18 protein-coding genes and 3 pseudogenes are annotated in these 13,695 nt (G+C 43.1%); all 21 read left to right on the top strand.

All coding sequences use genetic code 11. The annotated features are described in order from the left end of the window. Positions 1-56 precede the first annotated feature (56 nt). The 21 genes and pseudogenes from J7I93_RS15940 (at position 57) to J7I93_RS15840 (ending at position 13,654) form a co-directional block, all read left to right on the top strand. Complete coding sequence (locus tag J7I93_RS15940) at positions 57-515, top strand: tripartite tricarboxylate transporter TctB family protein (protein ID WP_214726848.1); 459 nt, start codon at positions 57-59, stop codon at positions 513-515. A 14-nt stretch (positions 516-529) separates the two neighbouring features. Then, positions 530-2,047, top strand: coding sequence for a tripartite tricarboxylate transporter permease (locus J7I93_RS15935; RefSeq protein ID WP_214726847.1), 1,518 nt, complete (start codon positions 530-532; stop codon positions 2,045-2,047). 108 nt (positions 2,048-2,155) lie between these two features. After that, the gene (locus tag J7I93_RS15930; RefSeq protein WP_214726846.1) at positions 2,156-2,482 is read left to right on the top strand and encodes a hypothetical protein; all 327 of its coding nucleotides are present in this window, start codon (positions 2,156-2,158) and stop codon (positions 2,480-2,482) included. Positions 2,483-2,624: 142 nt separating this feature from the next. After that, a pseudogene (locus J7I93_RS15925) lies at positions 2,625-2,838 on the top strand (helix-turn-helix transcriptional regulator); the annotation flags it as partial. A 259-nt stretch (positions 2,839-3,097) separates the two neighbouring features. Next, positions 3,098-3,244: a hypothetical protein gene (locus J7I93_RS15920; protein WP_214726845.1), complete on the top strand. Its 147-nt coding sequence runs from the start codon at positions 3,098-3,100 to the stop codon at positions 3,242-3,244. Between the two features lie 54 nt (positions 3,245-3,298). Beyond that, positions 3,299-4,324 (top strand): DUF1835 domain-containing protein, encoded by a 1,026-nt coding sequence (locus J7I93_RS15915; protein WP_214726844.1) that lies wholly within the window; start codon positions 3,299-3,301, stop codon positions 4,322-4,324. Positions 4,325-4,595: 271 nt separating this feature from the next. Next, positions 4,596-5,264 carry a response regulator transcription factor gene (locus J7I93_RS15910; RefSeq protein ID WP_214726843.1) on the top strand — a complete coding sequence of 223 codons (669 nt, stop codon included), beginning with the start codon at positions 4,596-4,598 and terminating at the stop codon, positions 5,262-5,264. Next, on the top strand, positions 5,261-6,637 hold the full coding sequence (locus J7I93_RS15905) for a sensor histidine kinase (RefSeq protein ID WP_214726842.1): 1,377 nt from the start codon (positions 5,261-5,263) through the stop codon (positions 6,635-6,637). Before J7I93_RS15910 ends, J7I93_RS15905 begins: the two co-directional genes overlap by 4 nt. Before the next feature lie 90 nt (positions 6,638-6,727). Beyond that, a complete protein-coding gene (locus J7I93_RS15900) occupies positions 6,728-7,294 on the top strand; it encodes a hypothetical protein (RefSeq protein WP_214726841.1) in 567 nt (188 codons plus the stop codon). A 262-nt stretch (positions 7,295-7,556) separates the two neighbouring features. Then, complete coding sequence (locus tag J7I93_RS15895) at positions 7,557-8,468, top strand: ABC transporter ATP-binding protein (RefSeq protein WP_214726840.1); 912 nt, start codon at positions 7,557-7,559, stop codon at positions 8,466-8,468. Further along, the gene (locus tag J7I93_RS15890; RefSeq protein ID WP_214726839.1) at positions 8,465-9,175 is read left to right on the top strand and encodes an ABC transporter permease; all 711 of its coding nucleotides are present in this window, start codon (positions 8,465-8,467) and stop codon (positions 9,173-9,175) included. Before J7I93_RS15895 ends, J7I93_RS15890 begins: the two co-directional genes overlap by 4 nt. After that, a complete protein-coding gene (locus J7I93_RS15885) occupies positions 9,176-9,907 on the top strand; it encodes an ABC transporter permease (protein WP_214726838.1) in 732 nt (243 codons plus the stop codon). Positions 9,908-9,986: 79 nt separating this feature from the next. Beyond that, positions 9,987-10,148: a hypothetical protein gene (locus tag J7I93_RS15880; RefSeq protein WP_214726837.1), complete on the top strand. Its 162-nt coding sequence runs from the start codon at positions 9,987-9,989 to the stop codon at positions 10,146-10,148. A 92-nt stretch (positions 10,149-10,240) separates the two neighbouring features. After that, a pseudogene (locus tag J7I93_RS15875) lies at positions 10,241-10,516 on the top strand (ABC transporter permease); the annotation flags it as partial. A 105-nt stretch (positions 10,517-10,621) separates the two neighbouring features. Further along, entirely contained in the window at positions 10,622-10,945 is a 324-nt protein-coding gene (locus J7I93_RS15870; protein WP_214726836.1) for a hypothetical protein, read from the top strand. Between the two features lie 17 nt (positions 10,946-10,962). Then, positions 10,963-11,148 (top strand): hypothetical protein, encoded by a 186-nt coding sequence (locus tag J7I93_RS15865; RefSeq protein ID WP_214726835.1) that lies wholly within the window; start codon positions 10,963-10,965, stop codon positions 11,146-11,148. Positions 11,149-11,178: 30 nt separating this feature from the next. Continuing rightward, entirely contained in the window at positions 11,179-11,559 is a 381-nt protein-coding gene (locus J7I93_RS15860; RefSeq protein ID WP_214726834.1) for a hypothetical protein, read from the top strand. 189 nt (positions 11,560-11,748) lie between these two features. Beyond that, positions 11,749-12,060: a hypothetical protein gene (locus J7I93_RS15855; RefSeq protein ID WP_214726833.1), complete on the top strand. Its 312-nt coding sequence runs from the start codon at positions 11,749-11,751 to the stop codon at positions 12,058-12,060. 243 nt (positions 12,061-12,303) lie between these two features. After that, positions 12,304-12,816 carry a GNAT family N-acetyltransferase gene (locus J7I93_RS15850; RefSeq protein ID WP_214726832.1) on the top strand — a complete coding sequence of 171 codons (513 nt, stop codon included), beginning with the start codon at positions 12,304-12,306 and terminating at the stop codon, positions 12,814-12,816. Between the two features lie 4 nt (positions 12,817-12,820). Next, positions 12,821-12,966: pseudogene (locus J7I93_RS25215) on the top strand (DUF1540 domain-containing protein); the annotation flags it as partial. 235 nt (positions 12,967-13,201) lie between these two features. Further along, on the top strand, positions 13,202-13,654 hold the full coding sequence (locus J7I93_RS15840) for a GNAT family N-acetyltransferase (protein ID WP_214726831.1): 453 nt from the start codon (positions 13,202-13,204) through the stop codon (positions 13,652-13,654). The last annotated feature ends 41 nt before the right edge of the window (positions 13,655-13,695 follow it).

Below are 13,695 nucleotides of genomic sequence, written 5' to 3'. Positions count from 1 at the left end.
AAGATAGAACAGCTTTAGATGTTCTATCTTTCATTCTATTAAAAGAGGTGATAGGAATGCTTACAAGAATCAATCAAAAAATGGCACTTATCCTCGCGGTTATTGCTGGAGTTTATTTAATCCTAAGCTACAATCTTCCAAAATACCCGAATGCCATTATTGATGCTGACGTTGTCCCTAAAGGGCTGGGGTTTCTCTTATTATTCTTTGCCATTCTGCTGTTTTTGGATAAGAAGGAAGAAACTGAAGCGGAGAAGCAAAAGAGGAGTTTAAGCAAGAGCAATTTGTTTGTGCTGCTGGCTGTACTGGCATTTATTTTAGTTTATATTTCTTTGCTTGAAGTTCTTGGATTTTTAATAATGACCACACTATTTATTTTCAGCTGTTCGTTATTCCTGGGCTATAAAAAACATCTTGCAAATGGGATTGTGTCGGTTGTTTTTTCCTTAGCTATTTACGGATTATTTAATTATTTGCTTCGAATTAATCTGCCAGCAGGCATTATTCCATTTTAAGAGGAGGGAAAAGCATGGATGCATTTCAAGGGTTAATGACAGGGTTTCAAGTCGCATTTAGTTTGCAGGGAATCCTGTTTGTTTTTATCGGTGTATTTGTAGGGACCTTCATTGGGATGATGCCCGGATTGGGTCCGATTAGTGCCATGGCCATTATGATCCCGATTACCTACAGTATGGATCCAACTGTTGCTTTAGTGATGATGGCTGGCGTTTATTACGGAGCGATATTCGGAGGGTCTAGTTCTTCGATTCTATTGAATGCGCCTGGGGTAGCCGGAACGGTGGCAACTGCTTTCGATGGTTATCCAATGGCGCAGCAGGGCAAAGCCGGCAAAGCGCTGGCGATCGCAGCGATTGCTTCTTTTACGGGCGGTACAGTAAGTGTTATTTTGTTAATGCTATTCACGCCGCTGCTGTCGGCTGTTGCTGTTTCGTTTGGTCCAGCTGAGTATTTTGCCTTAATGTTTATGGGACTGACAGCGATCTCAAGTTTGTCAGAGGGATCCACGATTAAAGCATTTATTTCAGCTACTTTAGGTTTTATTGTCGTGACAATCGGAATTGATAGCCAAACAGGTACAAGCCGCTTCACTTTTGGCAATCCCAACTTGCTCGAAGGAATAGACTTTTTAGTCATAGCACTGGGGTTATTTGCCCTAGCTGAGGTTTGCACACTTGTATTAAAACGTAAAGACGATACGATGAGCAATAATAAAGAGCTGGGAAGCCTGCGGATTTCCAAGCAGGATATGAAGGAAATGAGCGGGCCGATGACAAGGCAATCATTCTTGGGATTTATCATTGGTGTCCTGCCTGGAGCAGGAGCCACGATTGCTTCTTTTATTGCTTATATTACCGAGAAGAAAATGGCGAAAAACCCAGAGGAATTTGGAAAAGGTTCGATTAAAGGATTGGCAGCCCCGGAAACGGCTAATAATGCGGCCACTGGTGGAGCGTTCGTGCCATTGCTAAGTTTGGGAATCCCAGGTTCAGGGACGACTGCTGTTTTATTGGGAGCGTTCTTGGTTTTAGGCGTGCAGCCGGGTCCCTTGCTAATTCAGGACCGTCCAGAAGTGTTTTGGGGGATTATTGCCAGTATGTATGTCGGAAACATCTTTTTGCTGATCCTTAATCTGCCTTTGATTCCTTACATTGCAAAGGTGCTTAGAATTCCTAGGCCGTTATTAATATCGCTGGTTATTATTTTTAGTTTGATAGGAGTATACGCGATCAGCTTTAACACATTCGACCTGTATCTTCTCGTTGCATTCGGGATTATCGGCTTCCTGATGCGAATGTTTTCATTCCCGGCCGCTCCATTTATCCTCGCTTTTATCCTGGGGGGGATGATGGAACAAGCTTTAAGGCAAACTTTAACCATTTCAAATGGCAGCCTATCCATCTTCCTTGATAAGCCGATTGCTTTAACGCTTATTGGCATTAGCTTGCTGACGATTTTGGTTCCGTTGTTTACGAATAAAAGGAAGTTTACAGCGGCAAAGGCGGAAAAGGAGCAAAATATTAGCTAATCTAGTAAACTTCATCTCCTTGTACAGTTTTTTCCGAAAACTTGTTTATTTCAAGGTGAATCGGGAAAGGACGTAACGTAACCAATACTGCAAAAGGGAGATGACAGAATGAAATATACTAAATTAATGCTTTCCATCCCATTGAGTGCAGGATTATTGTTGGCAGGCTGTGGGACAGATGAACAGGAGCCGCCGCCGGAAACAGAAGACGTAGAACTGGAACAGAATGAAATGGAAGAAAATCATACGGAAAATAATGAAATGCAGGATCCTGGCACAACAGAAGATCCCGAAATGCAAGATCCTGGCACAACAGAAGATCCGGAAATGCAGGATCCAAACATGAATGAAGAGACACCATCCGGGGAAGACGGCACGGGTGGTGCGGATCAAGAAACCAATATGGATACCAATGAAGGTTCGGAAGAAGACTAGTATGGCTGTAAAGTAAACCAGTTTAATAGGGAAGGAAGCGTCTGCATATGGCAGGCGCTTTTCTTAAAGTGGAGCTTAATGTAAAGTTTCCTTAATGTAAAGGGAGCTTTACATTAAGCCGGAATTAGATGGGGTGAACACGTTGAAAAACAATTTAGTTGAATTTAGAAAAAAGCATGGCTATTCACAGAATCGTCTGCTGCTATGCTTGGGGTTTCGAGACAGACGATTATTTCAATCAAAAAGGAAAGTATGACCCATCTCTTCCACTTGCTTTTGAACTGGCCAAGACATTTCATACAACATTCGAAAAACGGATTATTTATGAAGGGAAGGAAGAAAAGGGGGAAAAATCAAAGAACAATCAAGGATCCCATTCTTTATTTTGGGGCTTTTCTTTTTGGCTATGAGCAATCTTTTATCCATTTTGCTGATTTGTACGGTGTTTTTATCTTTTGTGGTTTATTCGAGAGTTTATTGAGAGGTTGGAGGGATTCCAATCTTTTTTGCTTTGGTCAGAGAATCCTGCGGGGTATTCAATATTTTTCCAAAAGATGAAACTTTCAAGGTGGTTGGCCGTATAACGAATAAAGATTATTACTGGGGGTTTTCGATTTGGGCAAAGGATTATGGGCGATTGCCGTGCTTGTTCTCCTTTTGGCAGCGGGAGTCGCTTTTTTTCTGTCTATAAAGGGAAATAGCAAGCCTGATCCTGAATCAGTCATCGGGTTCGTGAAAGAACACAAGGGAACAGACATATGAAGAGTTTCGAAATAGATTAACAAAAGAGCTGCGATAGCAATGGGAGGGTTAAAGATGATTGCTGAGTTAAGAAAGAGCATTGGGGCTTTGTCTGAGGATGAGGCGAAATCATGGCTATTCCAGTTCCTGCTGCATATTTCTATGGCTGAAGAAGCCAAGTGCGAGGATGAGAGATTGGCAGAACAGGTAAAGAAAATCCATGAGGGCTTCCTGCAATCGCAGGCAATTCGTGATCGGCAGGAGCTGCAGTCTTTGCAAAAAGTTCATTTTGTTTTCGGGGATTCTGCATCTGGGAGTTTGAAGTGTATGCTGCGGGAAAAGCATCGCGATGTAGCGGAAAAAGTAATCTCTTTTTCCGATCAATTCTCTGTTGGCCCCATTAGGAACCTGCAGGAAACTGTGGGGCTCCTTGAAAGGCAGGAGTGGCTGGCAAATCATATTAATTTGGATGATGAGTATATCGACAGCTTTATGGACGACTATGAAAAAATAGGCCAGGCGATTGAAAAGCTCCCTGAGGCTATTCCCATTTGGATCTGGACAGGAAACAATGCACATGAACAAACAGGTTTGCGGTATCTTCTTTATCAATTAAAGGAGAAAGGGAACGAAATTACGGTAGTAAATACGGCTGATTTATACCAAGAGGTGACTCAAAGGACGAACCAGAAGTATGTTCCATTGCATACGGGGGAACTTTCTCCTGAACGGCTGAAAGCAATCTGCGAATACAGCAGCAGTTTAAGGCCGGTCTCTAAGTCAGAAAGGGCAGCACTTGAGAAAGATTGGGAAGTGCTCTCTGCCTCGAAGGATAAGGTAAGAGTTTGGAAGAATCATAAAATCCACAGTGTTGGCTTGGATTATTTTGATGAGTTCATCATTGGGACTGTCCGGAAGCTGAGCAAGAAGAATACCTTCATTAAATCAGCCCGTGTCATTGGTGAAGTAATCGGCCATCTCGAGCAATATATCGGTGATGGGTTCTTTGAATACAGGCTAAGGCAGCTGAGCCTTAATGGCCTTCTGGAGATAAAAGGAGTGCCGAAAGCCATGCGTTATTATAGTGTGCGGCTTCGATGACTTGAAAATTTACATAGGAATAGAATAGTAGGACTGATAAGGATGAATCAATTAAACGACAGTGGCTCTACCTGGAGTACAGGAAAAAGAGGTATCCTATCGCTCGGAGGATTTGCGCCTCCATCTATATGAGTTTTGACAAACTTGACGTGTGTAGCAGCACGTCGTTTTTTTGTATTGTGATAGGCTTCGAGTCAAGAGAAAGTTCCAAATTGTGTTAATATGAAGATGATGGAGCAGGGAATGACCAATAAAGATAAGGGTGGAGAAAATGGTTCGCATTTTATACATAGAAGACGAAAGCGAGATTGGCAGCTGGCTGAGGAAGGATTTGGAGGAGAGAGGATATGAGGTGACCTGGCTGAAGTCTGGAGAAGGGATGGGAAAATATCTGGGAGACTCAGATATTGCCATCTTGGATGTCATGCTGCCGGGGCTGGACGGTTTTTCAATCGGGAAGCGGATGAAGAAAGAGAGGGATGATTTCCCTGTTTTAATGCTATCAGCGCGGACAGCAGTAGAAGATAAGCTTGAAGGACTTAGCTTTGCGGACGATTACTTGACGAAGCCTTTCCAGCCGGATGAGCTGGCTGCGAGGATTGAGGTGCTGTTAAGGCGATTTCAGAAGAACGACCAGGTGCTTGAGCTTCATCATTTGAATGTACATACGAAAGACATGAGAATGGCCGATCGGGATACAGGGCAGGAAATTCAGCTTACAGGCAAACAGTATCAGCTGTTTCAGTTTTTCATCCGCCACCTGAATCAAATATTAACCAAAGAGCAGCTCTACGAAGGAGTCTGGGGCGAACAGTATATAGAAGGTGATAAAACCTTGATGGTACATATCCGCTATCTTCGTGAAAAGATCGAAAAAAACCCATCCCGGCCTGAAATTATTGAAACAATCCGCGGGATTGGCTACAGGGTGAGAGGATGAAAAAGTTCTCTCAATCATTGCAGGCGAAGTATATGCTGATTATCCTGACCGCGCTCTTTCTGTTTCAAGCGGCGTATTTGATTGTCGCCATGCTTGCCATGGGCCTTGAGGAAAGCATTCTTGGAAAAGAGGATGCGGATGAACAAAATGATCCCAAGCGAATTGAAGAACAATGGCATGCGGACGCAGAAGAGCTGGAAGGTGCCTCAGCGGAGAGTATCCGCCGGCTTTTTGCTCAATGGAAAAAGCAGTATCGGGATGCTTCGATGTTTTGGATCGATGAAAATGGACGGCTCATGGAGCAGCTGGATGTAAAAGGAGAGCTTCCCGCTGACTGGACTCCTGCCTATACAGCCAAGTTCATTAAAGAGCGTTACGGCGGTGAGCCTTTTACCGTCATTAGTTTTATTGGCGGTGACGAACGAAACGGCTTTATCGTTCTTGAAATTCCGCGGAATTTGTTCAATCCGCCCTTTGTTCAAATGACTGAGAAATATGGATGGTTCTTGGGATTAGGTTTGCTTTTGATTATTTCTTTGTTTATAGTCGTTTCTTTTTTATTTTTCCGGGGTATCCGCAAAAGGCTTATGCATTTGCAGGAGGCGATGGAAAGGCGTGACCTTGATAATCTCCCTATCGGAATCGATGTTCAAAAAAGCGATGAAATCGGCCAGCTGGAACAAACCTTTAATGATATGGTGGTGGAGCTAAAGGAAAGCAAGCGGCGTGAACAGGAAGAGGAGCAGTTGCGCAGGGAACTGATCGCCAATCTATCCCATGATTTGCGCACTCCTTTAACAAAAATCAATGCACAAACCTATTCGATAGCAAAAGAGGATCTTTCCCCCGAAGGAAAACAAGCCGTCAAAGCACTGGAGAACTCCATTGTAAATATTGACAGGCTAATTGAAAACCTAATGTCTTATACGCTATTGATGGCAAGCAAGCATAAGCTTGAACTGAAAGAAATGGACGCTGTCCGATTTGTGCGGGAAAGCTTGGCTTCCTGGTATCCTGTTTTTGAAAAAGAAGGGTTCGAAACGGTTATCGATTTACAGCCTTTTGAGGAAAAATGGCTGGCTGACCCGATTTGGCTGGGACGAATCATAGACAATCTCCTGCAAAATATACTCCGCCATGCAAGGGATGGCTCGTATCTTGAAGTGAAAACCGAATCTACTGAGGCGTATGACGCCATTGTATTCATTGACCAAGGGAAGGGCTTGAAAAATAGCTCTGCTGAAAAAGGTGCAGGCATCGGGTTATCGATTGTGGATATGATGGTGAAGGGCATGAAGCTTGATTGGGAGATGGAGTCAGGTGAGGAGGGGACAACTGTCAAGATTCTTGCCTTTAAAGAAAAGCCTCAATGAGCGAGCAGGAAGTTTTGCTATGTATGGGTACTCAGAAATACTAAGCGCATTTAGACGATACATAATAATAAAATCTTGGGGAGTATATTCATGTCTATCATTCTTGGTATGTTACTAGTCTTTGGTTTGCTTGTATTAGCGGTAATGGTGTGGAAAAAAAGTAAAATCCTGTCCCTGGTATTATCAATCCCTGTATTTTTGGTGCTATTCTTTATTGGAGACGTAGTTTTTAACTCCTGGTATCATACGACTCCTGACTCCCTTAAGGTCACTGTCCAAAATGAAAACCAGCACTATACCCTTTCAGGGGTCTGGGAGAAGCCGCTAGATTCCTATAGATTCGTCACGGATTATATAGTCCTATATGCACCGGATGATACAAAGGTCACCAATGTAAACAGAAACAGGTATAAAAACTATCATGAAATGGATAAGGAAGGATTGGAGTTGGCAGTTCGGAAATACCTAGAAGATGAAGTTTCTCCTGAATTGGATCCTCTCATATATGATATCGAGACTGCTAAAGAGTTTGCATTTTCTTTCGATCTTCCAGAAAACCTAGATTACAATGATCTAAAAGTTTATTATGTTCATATTCGAGAAGAACCAATGGATTCATTGGAGTTTTGGTTTAAAGAAATCAAAATAATAAATTAATGCCATTTTTATTGGGAATAACGAGTTATAGGGTTTAATGACTACTAATAATGAAGCGCTCAGGACACTCTGAGCGCTTTTCTGTATCCTATTTATTTATGTGGGTTTTATTTTTGAGCCTTTCCCGCCAATTTTGTATTTAAAAAGAAATGGCTGTTTCCGTTTGGCCGTTTTAAACCGTTTATTTTTAAACAAATATTAACCTTCCCTCTACCCTCGTTTTAACCTTAACTGTCTAATATGGATAGTGAGGTGAGAGGAAATGGAATATATCGTGAGGACGGAAAGTTTAACAAAGCAATTTGGACAAGAAAAGGCCGTGTCGGGCTTGGATATGAAAATCCCAAAAGGGGAGATTTACGGCTTTCTGGGACCGAATGGGGCAGGGAAGACGACAACGATTCGGATGCTTTTAGGGCTGATGAAGCCGACTTCAGGCAGAATCGAAATTTTTGGAAAAGATTTAAAGAAGGAAAGGTTAAATATTTTAGCGAGAGTGGGTTCGCTTGTGGAGACGCCCTCCTACTATCCGCATTTAACGGCAAATGAAAATCTTGAAGCGATGAGAATGATCTTGGGAGTGCCGAAGCAGCGGATTGCTGAAGTACTGGAGATTGTACGGCTTTCGGATGTGGCCGGCAAGAAAGTTAAAGGGTTTTCGCTCGGCATGAAGCAGAGGCTCGGCATTGCTGCATCATTGTTAAATAATCCAGAATTGCTCATTCTGGATGAACCGACCAATGGGCTGGATCCTTCCGGTATTATTGAAATCCGAAATTTAATCAAAAGCCTTCCAGATGAATATGGAATGACCGTTTTGATTTCAAGCCATTTATTGTCCGAGATTGACCAGATGGCGACAACCGTAGGCATCGTGACAAAGGGGAAGATGATTTTCCAGGATTCGATTAAAGCGATGCGGATGTATGCGCAGGATTCAGTCTTGTTAAAAGTCAGCGAGAGTGATCGGGCGTGGCGTTCGCTATTGGCAAAGGGGATTAAGGCTGGGCTGAATGATGGCGTTATATCTTTACAGCAGCATTCTGATGAGAAAGTGGCAGAAACAGTCCGGGGCCTTGTGGAAGATGGCTTTTCTATTTATCGGGTGGAAGAAGAAAAGCGTTCGCTTGAGGATATTTTTCTTCAGATGACGAGGGAGGAGCATGCTGGATGATGAGAAAACTGCTGGCTGCCGAGTTTATAAAGATCAGGCGGAAGGGGATCTGGTTATTAACTGTACTTGGGCCTATAGGCGTCGTTGCCATGCAAATGGTCAATTACGGTGTGCGGAAGGACTATTTGTTTCAGCAGAGTGAGGATCGGTGGGGGTATTATTTAGGGAACATCCATTCGTTTACACCATTGGCAATAGTGCTGGGCATTGTGATTTTAACATCTTTTATGGCGAGCATTGAAAATGAAACAAATGCATGGAAACAGATGATTGCCTTGCCTGTTTCGAAAATGAGTGTGTATTTAGCGAAGTTTACAGTTCTTTCTTTTTTATTGATTGTGTCTTCTGTGCTCCTGATGCTGTTCACGCTGGCTTTTGGGCTGTTCTTGGATTTGGGAAGCGGGTTTCCTTTTGGGGAGCTGTTGGAGTATAGCTTCTATCCATTCTTTGCTGCTTTGCCGATCTTGGCGCTGCAGCTTTGGATTGCCACCGTAAGCGTGAATCAGGGAGTGCCCATTGCCGCTGGGGTTTTAGGCGTGATTTTAACGTATGTTGCTTTTACACTGCCGGACTGGATGATTTGGAAGTGGCCGTTTCTCCTGAATGAGTGGGATGAGCCGCTGGTAAATGTCATGCTTGGGATTAGTACGGGCGCTCTGTTATATGCGGCCGGCATGATTGATTTTACAAGAAGGGACGTGAAATAAATGCTGTCCATTTTAAAATCGGAATGGTATAAGCTAAGGAAATCGAAGGTGTTCATCATTCTCCTTACCGGACCGCTTGTCGGGCTTGCTGCCGGGATAGGGGCAGATACATCGGAAACAGCCGGCATGGTGAATGAATGGTATATGCTTTTGATTTATATGAATCTCCCTTATGCAGTTCTTTTTTTGCCGCTGATGACAGGTGTTCTCGCAAGCCTTGTCTGCCGGTATGAGCATCAGGCCGGCGGATGGAAGCAGCTGCTTGCCCTGCCCGTCACAAGAGGCAAGGTGTTTGCTGCGAAGTATTTGCTGGTGCTTCTGCTGGTTATGATGATTCAGCTATTGTACCTGGCTGCCATTTATAGCGCAGGAATGTTTAAAGGGGTGGCAGATCCTTTTCCAATCGAAATTATCTGGAAAAGCATTTTAGGAGGCTGGGTGGCGACATTTCCACTGGTGGCTTTGCAGCTGTGGATGTCCGTGTGGTTCAAAAGCTTTGCCGCTCCGTTTGCGGTAAACGTTATTTTTACCCTGCCGGCCATTTTAGCTATGAATTCGGAAAAAGCAGGACCATACTATCCGTGGGCACAGCCTTTTGCCATGATGTATCCGGCTGCAAATACGGATGATTTATTCTTCATTCCATGGGAGCAGCTTTTGACGGTTATTGGCGGATTCTTTCTGCTGTTTTATTTGGGCGGATATTTGTATTTTCAGCGGAAGGCTGTATAGGTTTTTAGATTCTTCCTTGAAACTATTTGCAGTTTGCTCCGTATATAAGAGCAGGAGATCGGCAGCTAAGGAGGGGGAGATGGGAAAAGGCCTCTTGTATTGGAGAATCTTCTTTATCATTGGATTAGTTGCACTGACAGGAGCGAAAGTTATCGACCGGAGCACCTTTTACGCCATCATAGTAGGGGGTGTGCTTGCTGAGGGAACGAAGTGGTTAATAGGGAAAATGAAAGAGCGATAGAAAAATGGAGCAGTTACAGCTGCTCTTTTTATTTTGGTAAAAATTGAAACCTTCCTCAAATGTATTCCGTATAAAACAAATAAGGAAGTTTGGTCCGAAAAGTGCTTGGAGCGACCAGGGGCCAAATCATGGGGCAGTTTTTAATTGAATCCGTGACGCTGACACTAATTGGCGGCGTGCTGGGAATACTGCTGGGATGAGGATCAGCGTCCCTGATTTCATTCTTTGCAGGCTGGCCATCGCTGATTTCATGGCAGGTCGTGGCAGGAGCCCTGTTCTTCTCCATGGCGATTGGGATCATCTTCGGTCTATTGCCGGCTAATAAAGTGTCAAGGCCGAGTCCGATTGAATCGCTGTGTTATGAGTAATTGTACTGAAAGGCTATCTAATCCCATTTTGGGAGTTCGAGATAGCCTTTTTAAATCTTTTCCAGCACAGGCTGGCCGAATGAGGAGATTGAATGAGGTGAGAGGATGTATGGGGAGACTCTGCCCAGCTGGTTTTGGATCATTTATTATCTATTTTTGATCCTAACCTTCGGAACGTCGATTCACAGTGTAATGAGGAAGAGAATGATCAGACTGTCTATTATCGCTGTTATTTCTACACTAACCGTTCCTGTCGTTGGTCTGATCAATAGTATAGGGAGAGATAAGGATCTGAACGAGATGGAATATATGGCTGCTCAGCTGCAGCAGGGTTCAATCTGGGCCATTTATATGTTAATTGGTTTTTTCTATTTGCTTGTGTGGTGGGGAATTTATCTGTTAAACATCAGGAGCAGAGAGCAGAAATAGCAAAAGGGGGGAAGCGCTTGAAGAAAAAACGGCATTCTTTATTAACGATCTTCGGCATTATTTTTTGTTTTGTCTTATTTGCAGCTGGGATCTTATTTTCAGACTCACTTCCCTTTCTTACCTTACTAGGAATTGCAGGGCTGAGTGGTGTGTATTATTTTGTTTTTCGTCTTGTTAAAGGATCAGAGAATCGGCAAAAATAACGTGTTCAATTGGGAGGGGAGGCCTGATGAATGCCATTGCGGAAAACAACGAGGTCTGCCTGGATTGAACAAATCAATCGCAAGAGCAGCGAAGTAAAGGATGCCCAGGATTTTTCCTGTATGGATCCATATATCAAAGACAAAAGGATTGTTTTGCTGGGGGATAGCAGCCATGGCATTGATGTGATGGGGCAATTGCCATTCGCCATCTATCCGCAAAAGCATTATGATGCAATCCTATTCTGCAGAAAAGTCAGCCGCCGGTTTATTTTGAGGGAAGGCGGGAGTGATAGGGACACTGAACGATTGTCCTTTTTTTATTTTATGTGGGGGATCCCAGCAGCGGCTGTGGCTGCTGGCTTTTTGAGAATGAAGCCAGAGGACAGAAAATCAGCCATGAAGGATTTTTGAACACCGCGTTTTATCTTTACACTTGGATTTATGCTGCTGGGCGGGCTTCTCCTTCATTTGGGGTTATTATTTTCTGCTGGCTTTATAAAAACATTTTTATCCTTCTTTTAACTGCAGCTGCCTTACTTTTCATTGTGCAGGGGTTTGAACTCTGGCGAATTGGAGGTAAAGGATAAGAGAGGTGGTAACGTGAAGCATGCAGACTCTCTATCTGAAGTAACTGATTTTGCAAGAGAAATCGGCGGGGCGCAGGTGTATATTTCGGAATCAGAATCGAATCCAGCGGGCATGTCGCTTGGGGACGAAGACAGCGTTGCGGGATCGGCCTTAAAGATGAAGGTCCAGGTTCTGGTGAAAGCAGCGGGTAACTGTCTGTTTTTCCAGGAGGAATATGAGGATGAAAAGCTGTATAAACTGGCTGTCAGTCAGCTGGATGAGCTTAAAGAAAGTGTCCCTTGTGAAATGCTTGGACTGGATGAGATGGATGAAAAATTGAATTAAGATCATGGATTTATCCCGCTCTTCGCATTTTTTGCATATGAGGGCGGGATTTTCTTAGAAATCAGGAAGGTTCTACTTGCATGCCGGATGAAAGGGTTTATGTGCATAATATTTTTCTGTGCGGATAGCCCCCATTTTCTGTGCGGATAAAAAAATTTATGTGCGTTCAGTTTTTTTAAAGGAATTACATGCTAAGTTAACGAAAAATTAGCTTATAAATGTTGATAGGGGTAGAAGAGCAAAATGGATCTAAAAACAGAGAGATTGAAAATACGAAAATTCCAATCAGAAGACTGGCAGGCCGTTTATGAATATACGTCAAATGCCGCAGTAATGAAATATATTCCAGAAGGCACTTTCTCAGAGGAAGCTGCAAAAGAGTTTGTGGATAAGAATAGTGGAGACGGGGCTAAGCATTTCGCTGTCCGGTTAAAGGATGGAAACGACCTGATTGGCCATATTTCTTTTCATAAATATTTTGGCGATCATACATACGAAATTGGATGGGTGTTTAATCCGAAGTTTTATCATAAAGGCTATGCCACCGAGGCTGCTTATGCTGTGTTGAAGTATGGATTTCAGGAGTTGTGCCTTCATCGTGTTATCGCTACCTGCCAGCCGGAGAACCCGCCTTCCTATCGTGTTATGGAGAAAATTGGCATGAGACGTGAAGGTTTTTTCAGAAAGTGCATTCCTAATGGCGATGAGTGGTGGGATGAATATTATTATGCCATTTTGAAGGAAGAGTGGAAATAGAAAAATGAAGGTGATAGACATTCTTTGTGAAGTAAATAACTGCACATATTGGGAAAAGGGAAATAAGTGCAGTGCAGATGCTATTTACGTTGTCAGCCATACAGGCAAACAGGCGTCCGACAGAAGGAAGCGGATTGCAAAACCTTTGAATTTTTAAGAATCAATATATTATATATGGCCTTTCCAATAAAAAATAACTCAAATCCCTGGTGCGCAGTAAATGGAATATTATAGTATAATAACTGGGGCTTGTTATTTCTGATAATTTAGTAAAAGGGGGCGTTCAATATGCTAAATAAAACTTTAGGTATTGTGGATAAAAAGAAGGGGAGAACGCCTAACTAAATCACTGCGTTTCCCTAAAAATTGAAAAGGGGAAATAGGTATGAATACAGATAAAGTGAGAATAGAAGAAGTAACAGCAGACAATTGGTATGACTGCTGCCTGCTGGAGCTTGCAGAGGAACAAAAAGCCTATGTGGAGCCAAATGCAGTTTCCATTGCACAGAGTAAATTTGAAACCACTTTAAAACCATACGCAATCTATTTTGAAGATATAGCAGTCGGCTTCCTGATGTATAATACCGTTCAGGAAGAATTGGATGGCTACTGGATTTATAGAATCATGGTAGATAAAGAATATCAAGGCAAGGGCATCGGCAAAAAGGCAACAGAGCTTATGATTGCCGAAATGGCTAAACTGCCTGAAGTAAAGAACATTGTGGTAGGCTACAATCCGGAGAATCTGGGGGCGCACCATCTATATGCAAGTTTGGGTTTTAAGGATCATGGCGATCGTTTTGGGAAGGAAATGGCGGTTATTAAAAAGATCGGCTAGAGGTCTCGAAGGGATGATGGGAAGCGTTTCTTATTTTCTGG

It is taken from the genome of Bacillus sp. ISL-47, from assembly GCF_018613175.1.
In the GTDB taxonomy this organism is placed as follows: Bacteria; Bacillota; Bacilli; order Bacillales; family Cytobacillaceae; genus Cytobacillus.
This window is presented reverse-complemented; position numbering and strand designations above follow the sequence as displayed.